Annotated in this window: 10 protein-coding genes; 6 read left to right on the top strand and 4 right to left on the bottom strand. The window is 71.7% G+C overall.

What is annotated here, in order from left to right; genetic code table 11:
* The first annotated feature begins 68 nt into the window (after window positions 1–68).
* Entirely contained in the window at window positions 69–9,077 is a 9,009-nt protein-coding gene (locus C3E78_RS05185; RefSeq protein WP_235833682.1) for a type I polyketide synthase, read from the top strand.
* On the top strand, window positions 9,074–9,466 hold the full coding sequence (gene acpS / locus C3E78_RS05190; protein WP_108577302.1) for a holo-ACP synthase AcpS: 393 nt from the start codon (window positions 9,074–9,076) through the stop codon (window positions 9,464–9,466). Before C3E78_RS05185 ends, acpS begins: the two co-directional genes overlap by 4 nt.
* On the opposite strand, the gene C3E78_RS05195 is transcribed toward acpS, so the two are convergent.
* Window positions 9,463–10,650 (bottom strand): ROK family transcriptional regulator, encoded by a 1,188-nt coding sequence (locus tag C3E78_RS05195; RefSeq protein ID WP_159085821.1) that lies wholly within the window; start codon window positions 10,648–10,650, stop codon window positions 9,463–9,465. The two genes, acpS and C3E78_RS05195, sit on opposite strands and share 4 nt — an antisense overlap.
* A 160-nt stretch (window positions 10,651–10,810) precedes the next feature.
* Here C3E78_RS05195 and C3E78_RS05200 point away from each other — a divergent pair, with 160 nt between their 5' ends.
* A complete protein-coding gene (locus C3E78_RS05200) occupies window positions 10,811–13,552 on the top strand; it encodes a glycoside hydrolase family 3 C-terminal domain-containing protein (protein ID WP_108577304.1) in 2,742 nt (913 codons plus the stop codon).
* A gap of 55 nt (window positions 13,553–13,607) precedes the next feature.
* Here C3E78_RS05200 and C3E78_RS05205 read toward each other — a convergent pair whose 3' ends face one another.
* The 3 genes from C3E78_RS05205 to fabG are packed head-to-tail and all read right to left on the bottom strand — an operon-like array spanning window position 13,608 to window position 16,017.
* Entirely contained in the window at window positions 13,608–14,225 is a 618-nt protein-coding gene (locus C3E78_RS05205; protein WP_235833683.1) for a TetR family transcriptional regulator, read from the bottom strand.
* 10 nt (window positions 14,226–14,235) lie between these two features.
* Window positions 14,236–15,255 carry a phosphotransferase family protein gene (locus C3E78_RS05210; RefSeq protein ID WP_108577306.1) on the bottom strand — a complete coding sequence of 340 codons (1,020 nt, stop codon included), beginning with the start codon at window positions 15,253–15,255 and terminating at the stop codon, window positions 14,236–14,238.
* Between the two features lie 6 nt (window positions 15,256–15,261).
* The gene (gene fabG, locus C3E78_RS05215; RefSeq protein ID WP_108577307.1) at window positions 15,262–16,017 is read right to left on the bottom strand and encodes a 3-oxoacyl-ACP reductase FabG; all 756 of its coding nucleotides are present in this window, start codon (window positions 16,015–16,017) and stop codon (window positions 15,262–15,264) included.
* 382 nt (window positions 16,018–16,399) lie between these two features.
* Between fabG and C3E78_RS05220 the strand changes: the two genes are divergently transcribed.
* From C3E78_RS05220 to C3E78_RS05230, 3 genes are read left to right on the top strand one after another with little or no spacing between them, the layout of a single operon-like run.
* A complete protein-coding gene (locus C3E78_RS05220) occupies window positions 16,400–17,908 on the top strand; it encodes an acyl-CoA carboxylase subunit beta (protein WP_235833684.1) in 1,509 nt (502 codons plus the stop codon).
* Window positions 17,908–18,135 (top strand): biotin/lipoyl-binding carrier protein, encoded by a 228-nt coding sequence (locus C3E78_RS05225; RefSeq protein WP_108577308.1) that lies wholly within the window; start codon window positions 17,908–17,910, stop codon window positions 18,133–18,135. Before C3E78_RS05220 ends, C3E78_RS05225 begins: the two co-directional genes overlap by 1 nt.
* 19 nt (window positions 18,136–18,154) lie before the next feature.
* A complete protein-coding gene (locus tag C3E78_RS05230) occupies window positions 18,155–18,886 on the top strand; it encodes an acyl-CoA thioesterase (protein ID WP_108577309.1) in 732 nt (243 codons plus the stop codon).
* Window positions 18,887–18,914: the final 28 nt, after the last annotated feature.

The following is an 18,914-nucleotide window of genomic DNA, read 5'->3' on the forward strand; positions in this document are numbered from 1 at the left end:
CCTCATGTTTTGCGAGGATGGGTGGACCGACCGTCGATCCAGCGACGGCAGGACCGAGGGATCCCTTTGTGACGACGTTCGACACCGCTCTTGCCACGACCCACACGACCGAGCGCCGCGGAGCGCTCGTCGACCGTCTCGTCGCCGGGACGCCGTACGCGATCGGCTTCGGCGGCCAGGGATCACCGTGGCTCGAGCCGCTCGCCGGGCTGATCCGGGACTTCGCCCTCGAGGCGGAGCTGGAGTCGCTCGTCGCGCAGGCCGAGGAGCGCATCGCACCCGTCGCGACCGAGCTCGCGCGCGTCGGCGTGGCCTTCACCCCGCTGGCCTGGGCCGACGTGATCGCGGTGGGCGAGTCCGCCGAGGACGACGACGCACCCCAGCTGCCGACCTCCGAGGTGCTGGACACACCCGGCGCGTCGGTGCCCGGCATCCTGCTCGCCCAGCTCGCCGCCATCCGCGCCCTGCACCGTCAGGGCATCGATCCGCAGGTCGTCCCGCCCGCAGCGGTCATCGGCCACTCGCAGGGCCACCTCGCCACGCAGTCCTTCGCCGGGGTCCCGGACGTCGAGCTGCTCGCGGTCGCCCGACTGATGGGCGCCGCCGCGCAGCTCGTCGGACGCCGCCGCGGGCTCCTGGGGGAGACCATGCTCAGCGTCTCGGGCGCGTCGCCCGAGCGGATCGACGAGATCCTCGCGGCACTGCCGGCGTCGCTCCGCGTCGTGTCGCGCCTGCGCAACGGCCGCCGCAGCGTCGTGCTGTCCGGCCCCGCGGAGAGCCTGCAGGTCGTCCAGGCCCGCTTCGCCGACGTCGCCGCCGCCGAGAAGGCCGCCCGTGAGCGCAAGGCGACCGGCGGCACGCCGTTCGCCCCCGTGGTCGAGCCGCTGCCGGCCCGGCTCGCGTTCCACCACCCCGACCTCGCCGAGGCGGCCGACCTGGTCGCCACCTGGGCCGCCGCCTGCGGCATGGACGCCGAGCAGGCCCGCACCCTGACCATGCGCTCGATCGTCGACCCGGTCGACTGGGTCGGCTCCCTCGAGGAGGCCATGGACGCCGGTGCGTCGTGGGTCCTCGACCTCGGCCCCGGCGACCTCGCCGCGCGCCTGTCGTCGCGCGAGCTGAGCATCCGCGGCGCGAGCGTCATCGCCACCACGACCCGTCGCGGGCACCGCGAGCTCACCGCCGCCGGCGCCACGCCCCGTCGGGCCACCCCGTGGTCCGCGTACGAGCCCACGGTCGTCACGCTGCCCGACGGCAGCCTGCACGCCGAGACCCGCTTCACCCGCCTGACCGGCAAGTCGCCGATCCTCCTGGCCGGCATGACCCCGACGACCGTCGACCCGCAGATCGTCGCCGCCGCGGCCAACGCCGGCTTCTGGGCCGAGCTGGCCGGAGGCGGGCAGGTCACCGAGGAGATCTTCGCCGAGCACGTCGCCCAGCTCGGCGAGCTGCTGACGCCCGGCAGCACGTACCAGTTCAACTCCCTCTTCCTCGACCCGTACCTGTGGAAGCTGCAGCTCGGCCAGAAGCGACTGGTCCAGCGCGCCCGCGCCGCCGGCTCGCCGATCGACGCCGTCATCGTGACCGCGGGCATCCCCGAGCTCGAGGACGCCGTCGCCCTGGTCGAGGAGCTCCGCGAGGCCGCGATCACGCACGTCGTGTTCAAGCCCGGCACGGTCAAGCAGATCCGTGAGGTCATCGCGATCGCGAAGGCCGTCGCACCGACACCCGTCCACATCCAGATCGAGGGCGGCAAGGCCGGCGGGCACCACTCGTGGGAGGAGCTGGACGACCTGCTCCTCGCGACGTACGGCGACCTGCGCGCGCTGGACAACGTCGTGGTCTGCGTCGGCGGAGGCATCGGCACGCCCGAGGTCGCCGCGGCGTACCTCACCGGTGAGTGGGCCCGCCGCCATGGTTACCCGCTCATGCCGCTCGACGGCATCCTCGTCGGCACCGCCGCGATGGCGACCCTCGAGGCGACGACGTCCCCGGCCGTCAAGCAGCTGCTCGTCGACACCCGCGGCACCGACACCTGGGTCGGCGCCGGCTCCGCGAAGGGCGGCATGGCCTCGGGCCGCAGCCAGCTCGGCGCGGACATCCACGAGATCGACAACACCGCCTCGCGCACCGGCCGCCTGCTCGACGAGGTCGCCGGCGACGCCGCGGCCGTCGCCGAGCGCCGCGACGAGATCATCGAGGCGCTCGACCGCACCGCGAAGCCGTACTTCGGCGACGTGGCCACCATGACGTACGCCCAGTGGCTCCAGCGCTACGTCGAGCTGTCCGGCACCCCGTCGTGGCTCGACGTGACGCTGCGCGACCGCTTCGTGGCGATGCTGCAGCGTGCCGAGGCGCGCCTGCACGAGGCCGACCGCGGCGAGATCCCGACGTTGTTCGGCGACGCGTCCGAGGTCGAGGACGGGGCGAGTGCCCTCACGGCATTGCTGGCTGCCTATCCGCAGGCCGAGGCCGTCGTCATGCACCCGGCGGACGTGCTGTTCTTCGTCGACCAGTGCCGCACCCCGGGCAAGCCGGTCAACTTCGTCCCCGTGCTCGACCAGGACGTGCGCCGCTGGTGGCGCTCGGACTCGCTGTGGCAGGCCCACGACCCGCGATACGCCGCGGACGAGGTCTGCGTCATCCCCGGCACGGTCTCCGTCGCCGGCATCGACCGCGTCGACGAGCCGGTCGCCGATCTCCTGCGCCGCTTCGAGGACGCCACGATCGACGGCCTCCTGGCCGCCGGACGCTCCCCGCAGCGCGTCGCCGGCCGCCGACGCGTCGATGACGCCGGCGAGGTGCTCTCGCTCGTGCTCGCCGCGCCCGACCTGGTCTGGGCCGGACGCACGGTGCGCAACCCCGTGCACAAGCTCGGTGCCGACTGGGTCATCGTGGACCCGCAGCGCGCCGAGCACCCCGAGACCGGCGCGGCCCTCGTGCAGGTCGACGAGCACACTGCCGAGCTGACCGTGCCGATGGCACGGCCCCTGACCCTGCGCATCACGGTCGACGACTCCGTGCTCGTGGGTGCAGCCCCCGTCGTCACCACGGACAGCGCGGTCGAGGCGATGAGCGCGCTCGTCGCCGGTGCCGCGGGCGGAGACGTCCCGGTCGTCAACGCCGGACGCGCCGACGTGACCGTCGCGTGGGACCCCGACCTGGTGGCCGACCACGCGGGCGTGACGGGCGCTGACGTGCCCGTGCACCCCGTCCCGGACGTCCTGGTCGGGCTCGCCTGGCCGTCGGTGTTCGCGGTGCTGGGCGACGCCTCCACCGCCGACGGGCTGCCCGTCATCGAGGGCATGCTCGACCTGGTCCACCTCGACCACGCGATCCGGCTCACGGGCGCTCTCCCGTCCGGCCCCTCGCGCCTGGTCGTCTCGTCGGTGCTCGAGTCGATCGAGGACACCGACTTCGGCCGCGTCGTCGCGGTCGACGTGACGATCTCGTCGCCGGCCGGTGACGTCGCCACGCTGCGCGAGCGGTTCGCGATCCGCGGTCGTACCGGTGCCGGACAGCTCGTCGACCCGCCGCGTGCGGGTGGCGCGCTGGGCGACGGCGTCCAGGACACCCCCCGCAAGTCGCGCGGCACCGCCACGCTGGTGGCCCCCGCCGACCTGCGCGCCTTCGCCGCGGTGACCGGGGACCACAACCCGATCCACACGAGCGTCGCAGCGGCCCGGCTGGCCGGGCTCGGTGCCCCGATCGTCCACGGCATGTGGATCTCGGCCGCGGCCCAGCAGGTCGTGTCGGACCGTCGCATCAGCGGCTGGACGACCCGCTTCCTGGCGCCGCTCGCGCCGGGCGCCACGGTGTCGATCTCGGCCGACCGGGTCGGCCTCGACGCCGGTGCCGAGGTCGTCGACGTCACGGTCCGCGCCGACGGAGACGTCGTGATGTCCGCGACCGCCCGCCTCGAGGCGCCGCGCACCGCGTACGCGTTCCCGGGCCAGGGCATCCAGCACCCCGGCATGGGCATGGCCGCGTACCAGCGGTCGAGGGCGGCCCGCGAGATCTGGGACCGCGCCGACGCGCACACCCGCGAGGCCCTCGGGTTCTCGATCCTCACGGTCGTGCGTGACAACCCCACGACCCTCGTGACGCGCGGTGTGACCCACCGCCACCCCGACGGCGTCCTGTTCCTGACGCAGTTCACCCAGGTCGCGATGGCCGTCCTCGGTGCGGCGCAGATGGCCGAGCTCCGCGAGTCCGGCGCGTTCGTCGAGGGATCGATCCTGGCGGGCCACTCGGTCGGTGAGTACAACGCGCTCGCCGCGGTCTCCGGAGTGATCCCGCTCGAGGCCGTCGTCGAGGTCGTGTTCCAGCGCGGCTCGGTCATGCACGCGCTCGTCCCGCGGGACGCGGCCGGTCGCAGCGACTACCGCCTCGCCGCGATCCGGCCGTCGCAGATCGGCCTGAGCGACGCCGACGTCACGGCGTTCGTGGACGGCATCGCCGACCGCACGGGTGAGTTCCTGCAGATCGTCAACTACAACCTGAAGGACTCGCAGTACGCGATCGCGGGCACCGTCACGGGCCTGGAGGTCCTCGAGGCCGAGGTCACCCGTCGCCGCGCGGAGTTCGGCGGCAAGGCCGCGTTCATCCTCGTGCCCGGCATCGACGTGCCGTTCCACTCCACCGTGCTGCACAGCGGCGTGCCGGACTTCCGTGCGCGTCTGCAGGAGCTGCTGCCCGCCTCGATCGACCCGTCGATCCTCGCAGGCCGCTACGTGCCCAACCTGGTGCCGCGTCCGTTCTCCCTCGACCGGTCCTTCCTGCAGGAGATCGCCGACCTGGTGCCGTCCGCGCCGCTCGACGAGGTGCTCGCGGACTACGACACGTGGGCCGGACGTCCCGGTGAGCTGTGCCGCGTCGTGCTGATCGAGCTGCTCGCCTGGCAGTTCGCCAGCCCCGTGCGCTGGATCGAGACGCAGGACCTGTTCTTCACCCCCGTCGAGGACAGTGGGCTCGGTGTCGAGCGCTTCGTCGAGATCGGTGTCGGCCAGTCGCCGACCGTCGCCAACCTGGCGTCCTCGACGCTCAAGCTGCCCGGTCGCTTCGGCCCGGCCGTCGAGGTGCTCAACTTCGAGCGCGACAACGCCGCGGTGTTCGCCACCGACGAGGAGCAGGTCGTCCAGGACGAGCCGGAGGCCGCTCCCGAGCAGGCCTCGTCACAGGCTGCTGCTCCGGCCGCGGCCGCCCCGGCTGCGGCGGCCACGTCGAGCGGTCCGCGTCCCGCGGACCTGACGTTCGACGCGGCCGACGCGACCACCGTGCTCGTCGCGTGGTGGACCAAGATGCGCCTGGACCAGATCGGCGCCGCCGACTCGATCGAGTCGCTGTGCGACGGAGCGTCCTCGCGCCGCAACCAGCTGCTGGTCGACCTCGGCGGTGAGCTCGGTCTCGGTGCCATCGACGGTGCCGCGGACGCCGACATCCCGACCCTGTCGGCCCAGGTCAAGGGCCTCGCCCGCGGCTACAAGCCGTTCGGGCCGGTCCTGTCCGAGGCACTGGGCGATCACCTCAAGAAGGTGCTCGGCCCCACCGGCAAGCGCCAGGCGGCCATCGCCGAGCGGGTCACCGACGTGTGGCAGCTCGGCCCGGGCTGGGCGAGCCACGTCCTGACCGAGCTCGCGATGTCCAGCCGTGAGGGCTCCAGCGTCCGTGGCGGCGAGTTCGGCTCGCTGACGCAGATCGCGTCCGGCGCGGACGTCGACGCGGCGGTGGACGCGAGCGTCCAGGCCGTCGCCGCACGCCACGGCGTCAGCGTCGACCTGCCGTCCAGCGGCGGGGGAGAGGCCACGATCGACGCGGCCGCCCTCGGCGAGTTCACCGCACAGATCACCGGTCCCGATGGGGTCCTGGCGTCCTCCGCGCGGCTCGTGCTCGACCAGCTGGGCCTCACCGAGGCGCCGGTCACGGTCGAGCCCGACCAGGCCGACGCCGTCGTCCTGGCACGCGTGGAGGCCGAGCTGGGCAGCGACTGGGCCAAGCTCACCGCTCCCGCGTTCGACCCGCTGAAGGCCGTCCTGCTGGACGACCGGTGGGCCAGCGCCCGCGAGGACCTCGCGCGGCTCGCCGTCGGCGAGACCGTGGATGCGAGCTTCGTCGGTGCCGGCGCGGTCGTGGCGGCGCAGGCGACCTGGTGGTCGTCGCACGTCGACGACGCAGCGCTCGCGGATCGCTTCCGCCAGATCGCGACCGACGCGGGTGCGACGACGTCCGGCCGCTGGGCCGGCGACCTCGCCGTCGTGACGGGCGCCAGCCGGGGCTCGATCGCTGCCGGCATCACCGGCCAGCTGCTCGCCGGCGGGGCGACGGTCGTCGTCACGACCTCGGGCATGGGGCCGGAGAAGCTCGCCTTCTTCAAGGACCTCTACCGCACGCACGCGGTGCACGGTGCGGCCCTGTGGGTCGTCCCGGCCAACATGGCCTCCTTCGCGGACGTCGACGCCCTCTCGGCGTGGATCAGCTCCGAGCAGACCCAGACCCGCGCCGGTGCGACGACGGTGCTGAAGCCCGCGATGACCCCGACCCTGCTGTTCCCGTTCGCCGCGGGACGGGTCGCCGGCGACCTCACGGACGCCGGCAGCCGCACCGAGGTCGACATGCGCATCCTGCTGTGGTCGGTCGAGCGCCTCATCGGCGCGCTGTCCGCCCACGGACAGGACCACGACATCGACGCCAAGCTGCACGTCGTCCTGCCGGGATCGCCCAACCGGGGCATGTTCGGCGGCGACGGCGGCTACGGCGAGGCGAAGTCGGCCCTCGACGCCCTCGTGAGCCGCTGGTCCGCGGAGCGCACGTGGGGCGAGCGCGTCACGCTGGCCCACGCGATCATCGGCTGGGTGCGCGGCACCGGGCTGATGGGCGCGAACGACCCGCTCGTCGACGCGGTCGAGGCCGCCGGCGTCCGCACCTGGACGCCGGACGACATGGCCTCCGCGCTGCTCGACACCTGCGAGCCCGCGGCTCGCACGGCCGCGCTGACCGAGCCGATCACGGTCGACCTGACCGGTGGGCTCGGCGGCACGAAGATCGACATGCGCGCCCTCGCCGAGGGACTCGAGCGACCTGCGGCGCCCGTCGAGGACGACACGGCGACCATCACGGCGCTCGCCCCGTCCCCGGCGCAGCTGGACCGCGTCGAGCAGCTCGACTGGGCCGACGTCCAGGCCCGTCCCGAGGACCTCGTGGTCATCGTCGGTGCCGGTGAGCTCGGACCGTACGGCTCGGCGCGCACCCGCTTCGAGATGGAGGTGTCCGACCGGCTGTCGGCCGCCGGCGTGCTCGAGCTGGCCTGGTCGACCGGGATGGTCAGCTGGGACGAGCAGGGTGGTGGCTGGTTCGACACCGCGACGCAGGAGAAGGTCGACGAGGCCGATCTCGTGGAGCGGTACGAGGACGCGGTCCGCGAGGCCGTCGGCATCCGTCGCTACGTCGACGAGGGCACGATGGTCGACAACGCCGCCCCGCTGCTGACGTCGGTGTACCTCGACAAGGACCTGTCGTTCACGGTCGGCAACGAGTCCGAGGCGCGCGCCCTGCGCGACGCGGACCCCGAGCGCACCACGATCGCGGCCACCGCCGACGGCGACTGGACCGTGACCCGCAAGGCCGGTACCGAGATCCGGGTGCCGCGCCGCATGCAGCTGACCCGCACGGTCGGCGGGCAGATCCCGACCGGGTTCGACCCGATGGTCTGGGGCGTCCCGGCCGAGATGGTCGAGTCGATCGACCGGGTCGCGCTGTGGAACCTCATCTGCACGGTCGACGCCTTCTTGTCCAGCGGCTTCACGCCGTCGGAGCTCATGCGCTGGGTCCACCCCGCGCTCGTCGCCAACACGCAGGGCACCGGCATGGGCGGCATGCAGTCGATGCAGTCGCTCTACCTGGACACCCTGCTCGGCGAGAGCAAGGCCAACGACATCCTGCAGGAGGCGCTGCCCAACGTCATCGCGGCGCACGTCGTGCAGTCGTACGTCGGCTCGTACGGCGCGATGGTCCACCCGGTCGCCGCGTGCGCCACCACGGCCGTCTCGGTCGAGGAGGGCGTGGACAAGATCCGCCTCGGCAAGGCCGAGTTCGCGGTCTCGGGCGGCTTCGACGACCTGAGCGTCGAGGGCATCGTCGGCTTCGCGGACATGTCGGCCACGGCCGACTCCGCCGCGATGCGGGCCAAGGGCATCGAGGACCGCTACTTCAGCCGCGGCAACGACCGTCGCTACGGCGGCTTCGTCGAGTCGCAGGGCGGCGGCACGATCCTGCTGGCGCGCGGCGACGTCGCCGCCCGCATGGGCCTGCCGGTGCTGGGCGTCGTGGCGTACGCCGGATCGTTCGCGGACGGCGTGCACACCTCGATCCCGGCTCCGGGCATCGGTGCCCTGGCAGCCGGCCTGGGCGGGCGCGAGTCGGCGCTGGCGCGCGGGCTGGCGACCGTCGGCCTCACCGCCGACGACGTCGCGGTGCTGTCCAAGCACGACACGTCGACCGGCGTCAACGAGCGCAACGAGTCCGAGCTGCACGAGCGGCTCGCCGCGGCGATCGGTCGCAGCGACGGCAACCCGCTGTTCGTGATCTCGCAGAAGAGCCTCACCGGCCACTCCAAGGGTGGTGCGGCCGCGTTCCAGATCATCGGGCTCTGCCAGGTGCTCACCGGCGGTGTCGTGCCGCCGAACCGCAGCCTGGACTGCGTCATGGACGAGCTGGCGGAGCACGAGCACCTCGTGTGGCTCCGCGAGCCGCTCGCGACCGGCCAGCTCAAGGCCGGGCTCGTCACGAGCCTCGGCTTCGGTCACGTCGCCGGCCTGCTGGCGATCGTGCACCCACAAGCATTCCTCGCGACCTTGCCGGTCGCGGACCGTGATGCGTACGCCCAGCGTGCGCAGGCTCGGGCCATCGAGGGCCGGATGCGGATCGTCCGGGCGATGTACGGGGGCCCCTCCCTGTACGAGCGCCCGGCGGACCGGCGTCTTGGCAGCGAGGGAGTGCGGGCACGGGAGGCTGGAATGCTCCTGGATCCGCAGGCACGACTCGGGGAGGACGGCGCCTACGACGGCGTCGCCTGCCGGTGACGATCGTCGGTGTCGGTGTCGACCTGGTCCACGTTCCCTCATTCGCGGACCAGCTGGACACACCAGGCACCGGCTTCGTCGCCGGCTTCCTCCCCGGGGAGCGGAGTGACGCGCGGAGTCATCCCTCCGACGCCGCGCGTCACTTCGCCGCTCGCTGGGCGGCCAAGGAGGCCGTGATCAAGGCCTGGTCCGCGTCGATGTACGGCGAGGCCCCGGTCATGGACGAGCACGTGCACCACCTGATCGAGCTGGTGTCGGACGCCTGGGGGCGGCCGCGCATCCGGCTGCACGGGGAGGTCGCCAAGCACCTGGCCGGTCACGAGCTCGAGGTCTCGCTCAGCCACGACGGCGACTACGCGATGGCCTACGTCGTGCTGGTCCGGACCTAGACGGGCGCGGGCACCGCCAGGGGAGCACCGGAGATGGCCAGGGCTACGGCTCCCAGCACCTCCGCACGGGCGCCGAGCTCGCCGGCCACCACCGGCACGAGCGGCTCGTCGGTCGGCGGGACGCCGCGTCGGAGGGTCTCGACGATCCCGTCCATGAGCGGACGACCGGCGGCTGCCGTGCGCCCGCCGACGACGACGAGATCGGGGTCGAGCATCGTGCAGACGCCCGCCAGCGCGGTGCCGACCGCCCGTCCGGCGTCGGCGACGATGCGCAGGGCACCGGGCTCGCCGGCCGCGCACGCCGCCAGCACGTCGTCGAGGTCCGGCACGGTGCCGTCGGCCCGTGCGGGGAGCGCGGCGACGAGGGCGCCGGCACCCGCCACGGTCTCCAGGCAGCCTCGGTTGCCGCAGCGGCAGACCCGCCCGCCGGGCGCCACGACCACGTGGCCGAACTCGCCCGCCACGCCCTTGGCGCCGAGGTACGGCCGGCCGTCGAGGAACAGCCCGGCACCGACGCCCTCCGCGAGCATCACGTAGACGAGGCTGCGGGTCGTCCGCGCGGCGCCGAAGACGCGCTCGGCCGTCGCGCCGAGGTTCGCGTCGTTGCCGACCTGCACGCGCACGCCCAGGCGTTCGCCCAGGACGTCCGCGACGTCGATGTCGTGCCAGGTCGTCAGCAGGGCCGGGCCGTGGCGGGGGAGCGTCGGCACGGGGGAGGAGACCGCGACGCCGGCGCCGAGCAGTCGTGAGCGGGAGATCCCGGCCTCGGCGACCAGGTCGTTGGTCGCGTCCTCGACGAACGACAGGGCCGCGTCCGCGCGGTGGTCGACGTCGAGGTCGACCAGCACCTCGGCGAGCACCGCCCCGGCCAGGTCGGCGAGCGCGAGCCGGATGCCGTCGTGGCGCAGGTGGATGCCCAGCACGGTCCCGCTGCTCGGCTCCAGCGTCAGCCGGGTCGGCGGGCGGCCGGTCTGGTTGACCGACGGCCTGCCGGCCCGGTCGGTGCCCTCGGCGAGGAGCCCCTCCGCGAGCAGCTCGTTCACGAGGCTGCTGACGGTCGTGCGGGACAGGCCAGTCGCCCGGACGATGTCCACGCGGCTGGTGGCGCCGCCGGACTGGACCGCCCGGAGCACGAGCCCGCGGTTGCGGCGGCGCAGGGTTTCCAGGGAGCCGGGTGCGTTCACGGGCCTCATGCTACTTCTGCCGTGTTGCGGACGAAGAAGATTCGAATTTCCTCTGAGTTAATCCTTGACGCGGATTAAGTACGCAACCTAGGTTCGAAGGACGCCGCGGGGGCGTGACCATCAGGGTCATGTCACGGCGTCATCGAGGGGAACCACCAGCATGAGACGACAAGTCCTTGCCACCGCAGTGGTGGCAGCGCTGTCCGGGACGGCGGCGTTCCAAGCCGTCACCACGACGGCGTCCACGGCATCGAGCTCGCACGGAGCGAACGATCCCGTCTACCTCAACACCCGCTACTCGCCCGAGGAGCGGGCCGCCGACCTCGTGTCGCGCATGACGTTGCAGGAGAAGGCCAGCCAGATGAACAGCAGCCGGGCGGCGGCGATCCCGCGCCTGGGTGTGGCCGCGTACGGCTGGTGGAACGAGGCAGCGCACGGTGTCGCGCGCGAGCAGACGACCGACAACAGCAACCCGCCGATCCTCACCAACACCACGTCGTACCCGGTGTCGCTGTCGCTGGGATCGACCTGGAACCCCGAGCTGATGTACGACGAGGCGAGCCTGATCGGTGACGAGGCCCGCGACGTCGTGCAGGACAACCAGCGCGACCTCGACTTCTGGTCCCCGACGGTCAACCTCGGACGCGACCCCCGCTGGGGACGCAACGACGAGACCTACAGCGAGGACCCCTACCTGACCACCGCGATCGCGTCGAAGTTCGTGAACGGCATGGAGGGCAAGGACGAGAACGGCAAGCTGCTGCGGTCGAGCAAGGGCTACCTCAAGACCGTCACGACCCTCAAGCACTTCGCCGCGAACAACAGCGAGTTCAACCGCCGCAACGGCTCGTCCGACATGGACGACCGCACGCTGCGCGAGTACTACACCGCGCAGTTCCGCGGCATCGTGAAGAAGTCGCAGCCGGGCTCGATCATGAGCTCGTACAACCGGGTCAACGGCACCCCGGCCGCCGCGGACGTCTACCTGATCGACGAGCTGGCCCGCAAGACCTTCGGGTTCAAGGGCTACTTCACGTCCGACTGCGACGCGATCTACGAGATCCAGGCCGGCCACAAGTGGCAGCCGCCGGGCTATCCGCACCCGCTGAACCAGATCGAGCGCCACGCGTTCGCCAACAGCGCGGGTGAGGACCTGGACTGCAACCAGGGCTACCACGACCAGTACAACTACGGGAACACCGTGCCGACGGCCGTCCAGCAGGGCATCACGACGCAGACGGGTCTCTACACGGAGAACGACGTCGACGTGTCGGTCGTCCGGCTGTTCACCGCACGCATGCGGCTCGGCGAGTTCGACGACGAGTCGAAGGTGCCGTGGGTCCGTGAGGCCCGCAAGCGCCTCGCGCCCGGCACGTGGACCAACAGCGACGCGAACGGGGCCGTCACCCAGACGCGCGAGCGGCTCGCGATGGCTCGCAAGGCCGCCGACGAGAGCCTCGTCCTGCTGAAGAACGACGCCGTCAAGGCGCCGGGCAAGCGGGCCGGCGCGCTCCTGCCGCTGCAGGTGCCGCGTCGCGGCTCCTACAAGGTCGCCGTGGTCGGGCCGTACGCCAACCCCGAGTCGATGTACCTCGGTGGCTACAGCAGCAACCAGGGCGCGGCCGGCAAGGCCAACCACGTCAACGGCTTCCAGGGCATCTCCAAGGCCGTCAAGGCCATCGATCCGCAGGCCACGGTCGACTACCTGCCGGGGCTCTCGGCCGACCACAACACGGTCATCGCCGAGGACGTCGCCAAGACCAAGGGCTACGACGCCGTCGTGGTCTACGTCGGCACCGACAACAAGACCGCGGACGAGGACACCGACCGCACGTCGCTGGCGCTCCCCGGGGCCCAGGCACAGCTCATCGAGCAGGTCGCCGACGCGAACCCGCGCACGGTCGCCTACCTCGAGACGATGGGCCAGGTCGACGTCGAGTCGTTCAAGTCCAAGGTCCCCGCGATCCTGTGGAGCTCCTACAACGGTCAGCGCAAGGGCGAGGGCCTCGCCGACGTGCTGCTGGGCCGGCACAACCCGACGGGGCACCTGCCGTTCACCTGGTACCGCTCGGTCGACCAGCTGCCGGCGATCGGTGACTACAACATCCGGCCGACCGGCACGACGAAGGGCCGTACGTACCAGTACTTCAACGGTCCCGTGTCGTACGCGTTCGGCCACGGCCTGGGCTACTCGTCCTTCCGTTACTCCAAGGTCCGCGTCGACCGCTCGTCGGTCGACGCCAACGGCCGGGTGACGGTCACGGCGAAGGCCACCAACACCGGCCGGGCGACCGGGACGGACGTCGCGCAGCTCTACGTGGCGACGCCTGACTCCAAGCCCGCGCTGGAGCGGCCGATCAAGCGGCTGGTCGGCTTCGACCGGGTCACCCTGAAGCCGGGTCGCAGCACGACGGTCCGCATCCCGGTGAAGATCGCCGACCTGGCGTTCTACGACGAGGCGCGCAGCCGCTACGTGGTGGACCAGGGTCGGTACGACCTGCAGCTGGCGTCGTCGGCCAAGGACGTCCTGGGCCACGCGACGACCCGGGTCCGGGGCTCGCTCGACGCGGTCCCGTCCGTCGTGACGGCGAACCCGCACACCGCGAAGGACGCGGCACGCGACGTCCCGCAGCGGGTGTTCTTCGCCAAGGGCGACGTGATCGACCCGCAGGTGACCGTCACCCTGAGCGACGACCGGATCTTCGGCTACGTCTCGAAGGGCAAGAGTGTCGACCTCCCGGCCGGCATGACGGTGACCTACCGGAGCAACCGGCCCCAGGTCGTCGACGTCTCCCGCCGCGGGGTCGTCAAGGCCAGCGGCAAGGGCGTCGCGACCGTGACCGCGAAGGTCCGGTACCACGGCAGGACCGCGACCGGCACGTTCGTGGTCCACGTCGGCTAGCCCGACAGCACCGCAGGACGGCCCGTCCCCCTCGGGGGGCGGGCCGCTCTGCGTGTCACGTGTGTTCGGCGCTGAGGAGGTAGGCCGCGAGGAGCCGCTTGAGCTCGATGATCGACTCGCTGTGCTCCTGGCCGTCACGGATCGAGAAGTTCAGCATCGAGTAGACGACGTGCACCAGGACCTCGGCCATGATCGTGCGCCGCTCACGCGGTGTGCTGGGCGTCAGCGGGGCGAGCGCACGGGCCACCTCGGCGGCCAGCTCGCGCTCGGTGACGGCCGCGGTGGCCCGGGTGGCCGGCGTCGACTGCACCGCGAGCCACACCGCCCGCCTCGACGGGTCGTTGACCCACAGGGCCGCCATGTGGTCGATGAACCGGTCGAGGAACTTCAGCCAGTCCAGCGACGGGATCGCCTCGGCGAAGCTCTGCAGCTCGTGGCGCACCGCGACGGCGTCGACCCGGTCGAGCTCGCAGACGATGACGTACTTGTTCTGGAAGAACTGGTACAGCGTCCCGATCGGCAGGCCCGCGCGGCTCGCGACCTCCTCGCACGTGAACGACTCGAACCCCACCTCGAGCAACAGCTCGCGAGACACCAGGAGCAGGTGGTCGAACTTCTTGTGGCTGCGCTCCTGGGTGGGGCGGCGCCGCGGTTCGAGGATCTCGGCCGTCACGGGCGCCACCCTAGCGTGAAGCTGCGCGCCCCGCGTCGATCAAGGGCACGATCATGTCGCCGATGCCGTCGAATCCGGTGCCGACCGTCTGTCCCTGCGAGTGGCGGAAGTGGATGCCCTCGAGGATCACGGCGAGCTTGAAGAACGCCAGCGACAGGTGGAACCCGATGTCGCTGACGTCGCGGCCGGAGCCGGCGGCGTAGCGCTCGATGATCTCGTCCCGGCCGAGGTAGCCCGGCGCGAGCGGGGCGTCCGTCACGACGGCCGCGCCGGCCGGCACCGTCTCGCCCAGCTGCTGGTACGCGAGCATGAGAGCGACGTCGCTGAGCGGGTCGCCCAGCGTGCTCATCTCCCAGTCCAGCACCGCGGTGACCTGGTCGGCGTCGTCGACCAGCAGGTTGTCGAGGCGGAAGTCGCCGTGCACGATCGTGCCGTCACCGGACTCCGGGACGTTGGCGTCGAGGTAGGCCACGAGCTCGTCCATGCCGGGCAGCTCGCGGCTGGTGGAGGCTGCGAGCTGCTTCTTCCAGCGCGAGACCTGGCGGCCGATGTAGCCGTCGGGCCGGCCGAACTCGCCGAGTCCCACCTCGCGGTGATCGACCGAGTGCAGCGCCACGAGGGTGTCGACCATGCGGCCGGTGATCTCGCGGGTGCGCTGCTCGCCGAGCTCCTCGAGCTGGGACGCGCGGGCGTACGGGGTGCCGTCCACGCGCTCCATCACGTAGAACGGGGCGCCGATGACCTCGACGTCCTCGCACAGCGCGACCATGCGCGGGACCGGGACGTCCGTGGGGGCGAGCGCCGCCATGACGCGGTACTCGCGCGCCATGTCGTGCGCCGTGGCCAGGACGTGCCCCAAGGGAGGACGGCGGACGACGTAGTCGTGCGTGCCGTCCGTCACGAAGTAGGTCAGGTTGGACTTGCCGCCCGTGATGAGCCTCGCGTCGAACGGTCCGGAGACGGCGTCGGGGGACTGCTGGGCCAGCCAGTCCGCCACGACCCCGGTGTCCAGCCCCTGGGGGTCAGTCATGTGTCGTCAGTCCTTCGGTCCGCCGGCGACGTAGATGACCTGGCCGGAGACGAACCCGGCGCCCTCGCTGACGAGGAACGACGCCGTGTGGGCGATGTCCTCGGGCTGGCCGACGCGCTGCACCGGGATCTGCTCGGCGCTGAACTTGATGAAGTCGTCGAACGGCACCTTCATGCGCTCGGCCGTGGCCGCGGTCATGTCGGTCTGGATGAAGCCCGGCGCGATCGCGTTCGCGGTGATGCCGAACTTGCCCAGCTCGATGGCCAGCGTCTTGGTGAAGCCCTGCAGGCCGGCCTTGGCGGCGGCGTAATTGGCCTGGCCGCGGTTGCCGAGCGCCGACGTGGAGGACAGGTTGACGATGCGGCCATAGCCGGCCTCGGTCATGTGGCGCTGGGCGTACTTGGACATGAGGAACGAGCCGCGCAGGTGCACGCCCATGACGAGGTCCCAGTCCTCGACCGACATCTTGAACAGCAGGTTGTCGCGCAGGATGCCGGCGTTGTTGATCAGGACGGTCGGCGCGCCGAGCCCCTCGACGATCGCGTCGAACGCTGCGGAGACCTGCTCCTCGTTGCTGACGTCGGCACCGACGGCCAGGGCCGTGCCGCCGGCAGCCTCGATGGCGTCGACGGTGGTGGCGCAGGCAGCGGCGTCGAGGTCGACGACGGCGACCTTGAAGCCGTCGGCGGCGAGACGCTGGGCGACGGCTGCGCCGATGCCTCGTGCGGCGCCGGTCACGATCGCGGTGCGGGGTTCAGTCACAGTGTTCTCCTCCAGAAGACGTCTAAGCGCTTGCTTAGTTGCACGGTAGCGCAGGTCACCCCGCCTGCGCGAGGGTCTGCGCCGCGCCTGCGGCTGCCCAAACCCTCATCGCCGGCCCCGCCCTCGCGCCGAGGGGACGCAGGATGAGGGTTTGAGGTTGCCCGAGCTGCCCCAAACCCTCATCGCCCGTCCCGCCCCCGCGCCGAGGGGACGCAGGATGAGGGTTCGAGGTTGCCCAAGCTGCCCCAAACCCTCATCGCCCGTCCGTTTCGCGATGTCGTCGAGCAGGGCGTCGCTGATGAGCGGACGCGCCTGCGGCAAATATGAGGGATCCCTCATCTTTGTGTATAGTTGAGGAAAACCTCATGTTTAGGAGTTCGACGTGTCGAAGCTCGATCACCCCACGGTCGTCGAGGCAGCAGCGCCCGCAGACCAGCGCGAGGTGCTGACGCAGCGCCGCGACGCCCGGTTCGCCCGCGTCGAGCCCAAGGGCAAGAGGGTCTACACGGCCCGCGAGCGTGCCGAGATGCTGGTCGACGAGGGATCCTTCGTCGAGATGACGCCGATGCGCTCGGCGGGAGCGGACGCCGGCAGCGGCGTCGTCGCCGGCTGGGGCACGACCGACGGCCACTCGGTCGTCGTGGTCTCCCACGACGCCGCGGTCGCCTCCGGTGCGATCGGTGCCGTCATGGCCGAGAGCATCCAGAAGGCCCAGCGGTTCGCGATCGACAAGGGCTACCCGATCGTCTACATCAACGACTCCGGCGGAGCCCGCATCCACGACGGCATCTTCGCCCTCCACGGCTGCGGCGGGATCTTCGCGCTCAACATCGAGGCGCAGAGCCGCATCCCGCAGATCTCGCTGATCCTCGGGCCCTGCGCGGGCGCCGCGGCGTACTCGCCGGCACTCACCGACTGGACGATCATGGTCAAGGAGCAGGGCCAGATGTTCCTGACCGGTCCGGACATCGTCAAGGCCGCCACGGGCGAGGACGCGACCGCCGAGGACATCGGCGGGTCGGCCCTCCACACCCGCACGAGCGGTGTCGCCCACCTCGAGGTCGACAGCGAGGAGGAGGCCTTCGACGCGACGCGCCTGCTGCTGTCGTTCCTGCCGACCCACAAGGGTGGCAAGCAGAAGCGCCACGACCCGGTCCCGGCCAACCCGCGCGCCGCCGCGGCGCTGCCGACCCTCGTCCCGGAGAAGTCGAGCGTCGTGTTCGACATGAACAAGCTGCTCGACGGCGTGCTCGACAACGGTGCGCGCCTCGAGCTGATGCCGACCCACGCGCCCAGCATCCTCACCCTCTTCGCCCGGCTCGACGGCCACGCGGTCGGCGTCCTGGCCAACCAGCCCAACGCCCGCGGCGGCATCCTCGACTCCAAGGCGTCGGTCAAGGCGGCTCGTTTCGTGGAGTTCTGCGGCCGGTTCGACCTGCCCGTGCTCACGTTCGTCGACGTGCCCGGGTTCCTGCCCGGCACGGTCGAGGAGGGGCGAGGCGTCATCACGCATGGCGCCAAGCTGCTCAAGGCGTACGTCGACACCAAGAGCCCCAAGCTCACCGTGGTCGTGCGCAAGTCGTACGGCGGTGCGTACATCGCGATGGGCTCGGCCTCGCTGGGCGCGCACGCGAACTGGGCCTGGTCCGGCTCCGAGATCGCCGTGATGGGACCGGGCGGGGCGGTGGCCCTGCTGCACCGTCGTGCCCTCAAGGAGGCCGAGGAGCCGACCGTCCTGCGTGACGAGCTCGCCGCGGTCTACCGCGAGGAGGTCGCCCGGCCGTACCTCGCCGCCGAGGCAGGCATCGTCGACGACGTCATCCATCCCGAGGAGACCCGCGACCGGATGATCGGTGCCATGCGCATGCTGACCCACGGCGCGGGTGAGTGATGTTCCTCGCGCGCGCAGAGATCGTCTCGAACGTCTGGAAGATCGTCGCCCGGGAGGGTGACCAGGTCGGCCCCGGTGACGTCCTGGCGGTGCTGGAGTCCATGAAGATGGAGATCCCCCTCAGGGCTCCCGTGAGTGGTTACGTCAGCAAGGTGCTGGTGACGCTCGGGCAGATCGTCCAGGAGGGCGACCCCGTCATGGAGATCGACGAGACCGCCAGCGCCTGACGTCTGGCATCATCGGCGGGTGCCCGCCGACGAGATCTCCTACGAGCTGCCCATGCGCTGGGCGGACCTCGACTCCCTCAACCACGTCAACAACGTCGTCTACCTCGACTACGCCGCCGAGGCGCGAGCCCGGCTCGTGGACGACGGCCTGGCGCTGGACGACGGGGCGGTCTCGTCGCTGACGGTGATGTTCCTGCGACCGATGATGCTCAGCCGGGACCCGGTCACGGTGGTGTCGACGCTCGGCGAGGGCGAGCTGACCCAGGACATCTGCGTGGTCAAGGACGGGGAGCGCACCGACTTCGCGCGGGTCGTCACCGGCCTCGCGCCCCGTGTGGACGCCACCCCGCGGCCGGTCGACGCGGAGCCCATGGCCGTGCGGCTGCGGCGCTCCGACCTCGACGCGTCGGGCGCGGTGCGCCCCGCCAAGGTCTTCGAGCTCTTCCAGGAGATCCGCGTCCTGGACGTGTCGACCCGGCTCGGCTGGCTGACACCGGGCAGCTTCGTGGTCGGGACCTCCCGTGTGGGTTTCAGGCGACCGATCCCGTGGCGTGAGGAGCCGTACCGGGCCGTCGACTGGATCAGCCGCGTCGGCAACGCCTCGTTCGAGATCCGATGCGAGATCACCGACGGCACGCACGTGCTCGCCGACTCCACCACGACCCTGGTCGGCTTCGACCTCGCGGCGCAGTCGTCCCGCCGGTTCGGCGACGTCGAGCGGTCACGCCTCCTGGAGCTCGTCCAGGAGTGAGCCTCAGCCGGGCGTGCCGGGCGAGTTG

Origin of the sequence: Aeromicrobium chenweiae, from assembly GCF_003065605.1 — a bacterium.
Lineage (GTDB): Bacteria > Actinomycetota > Actinomycetes > Propionibacteriales > Nocardioidaceae > Aeromicrobium > Aeromicrobium chenweiae.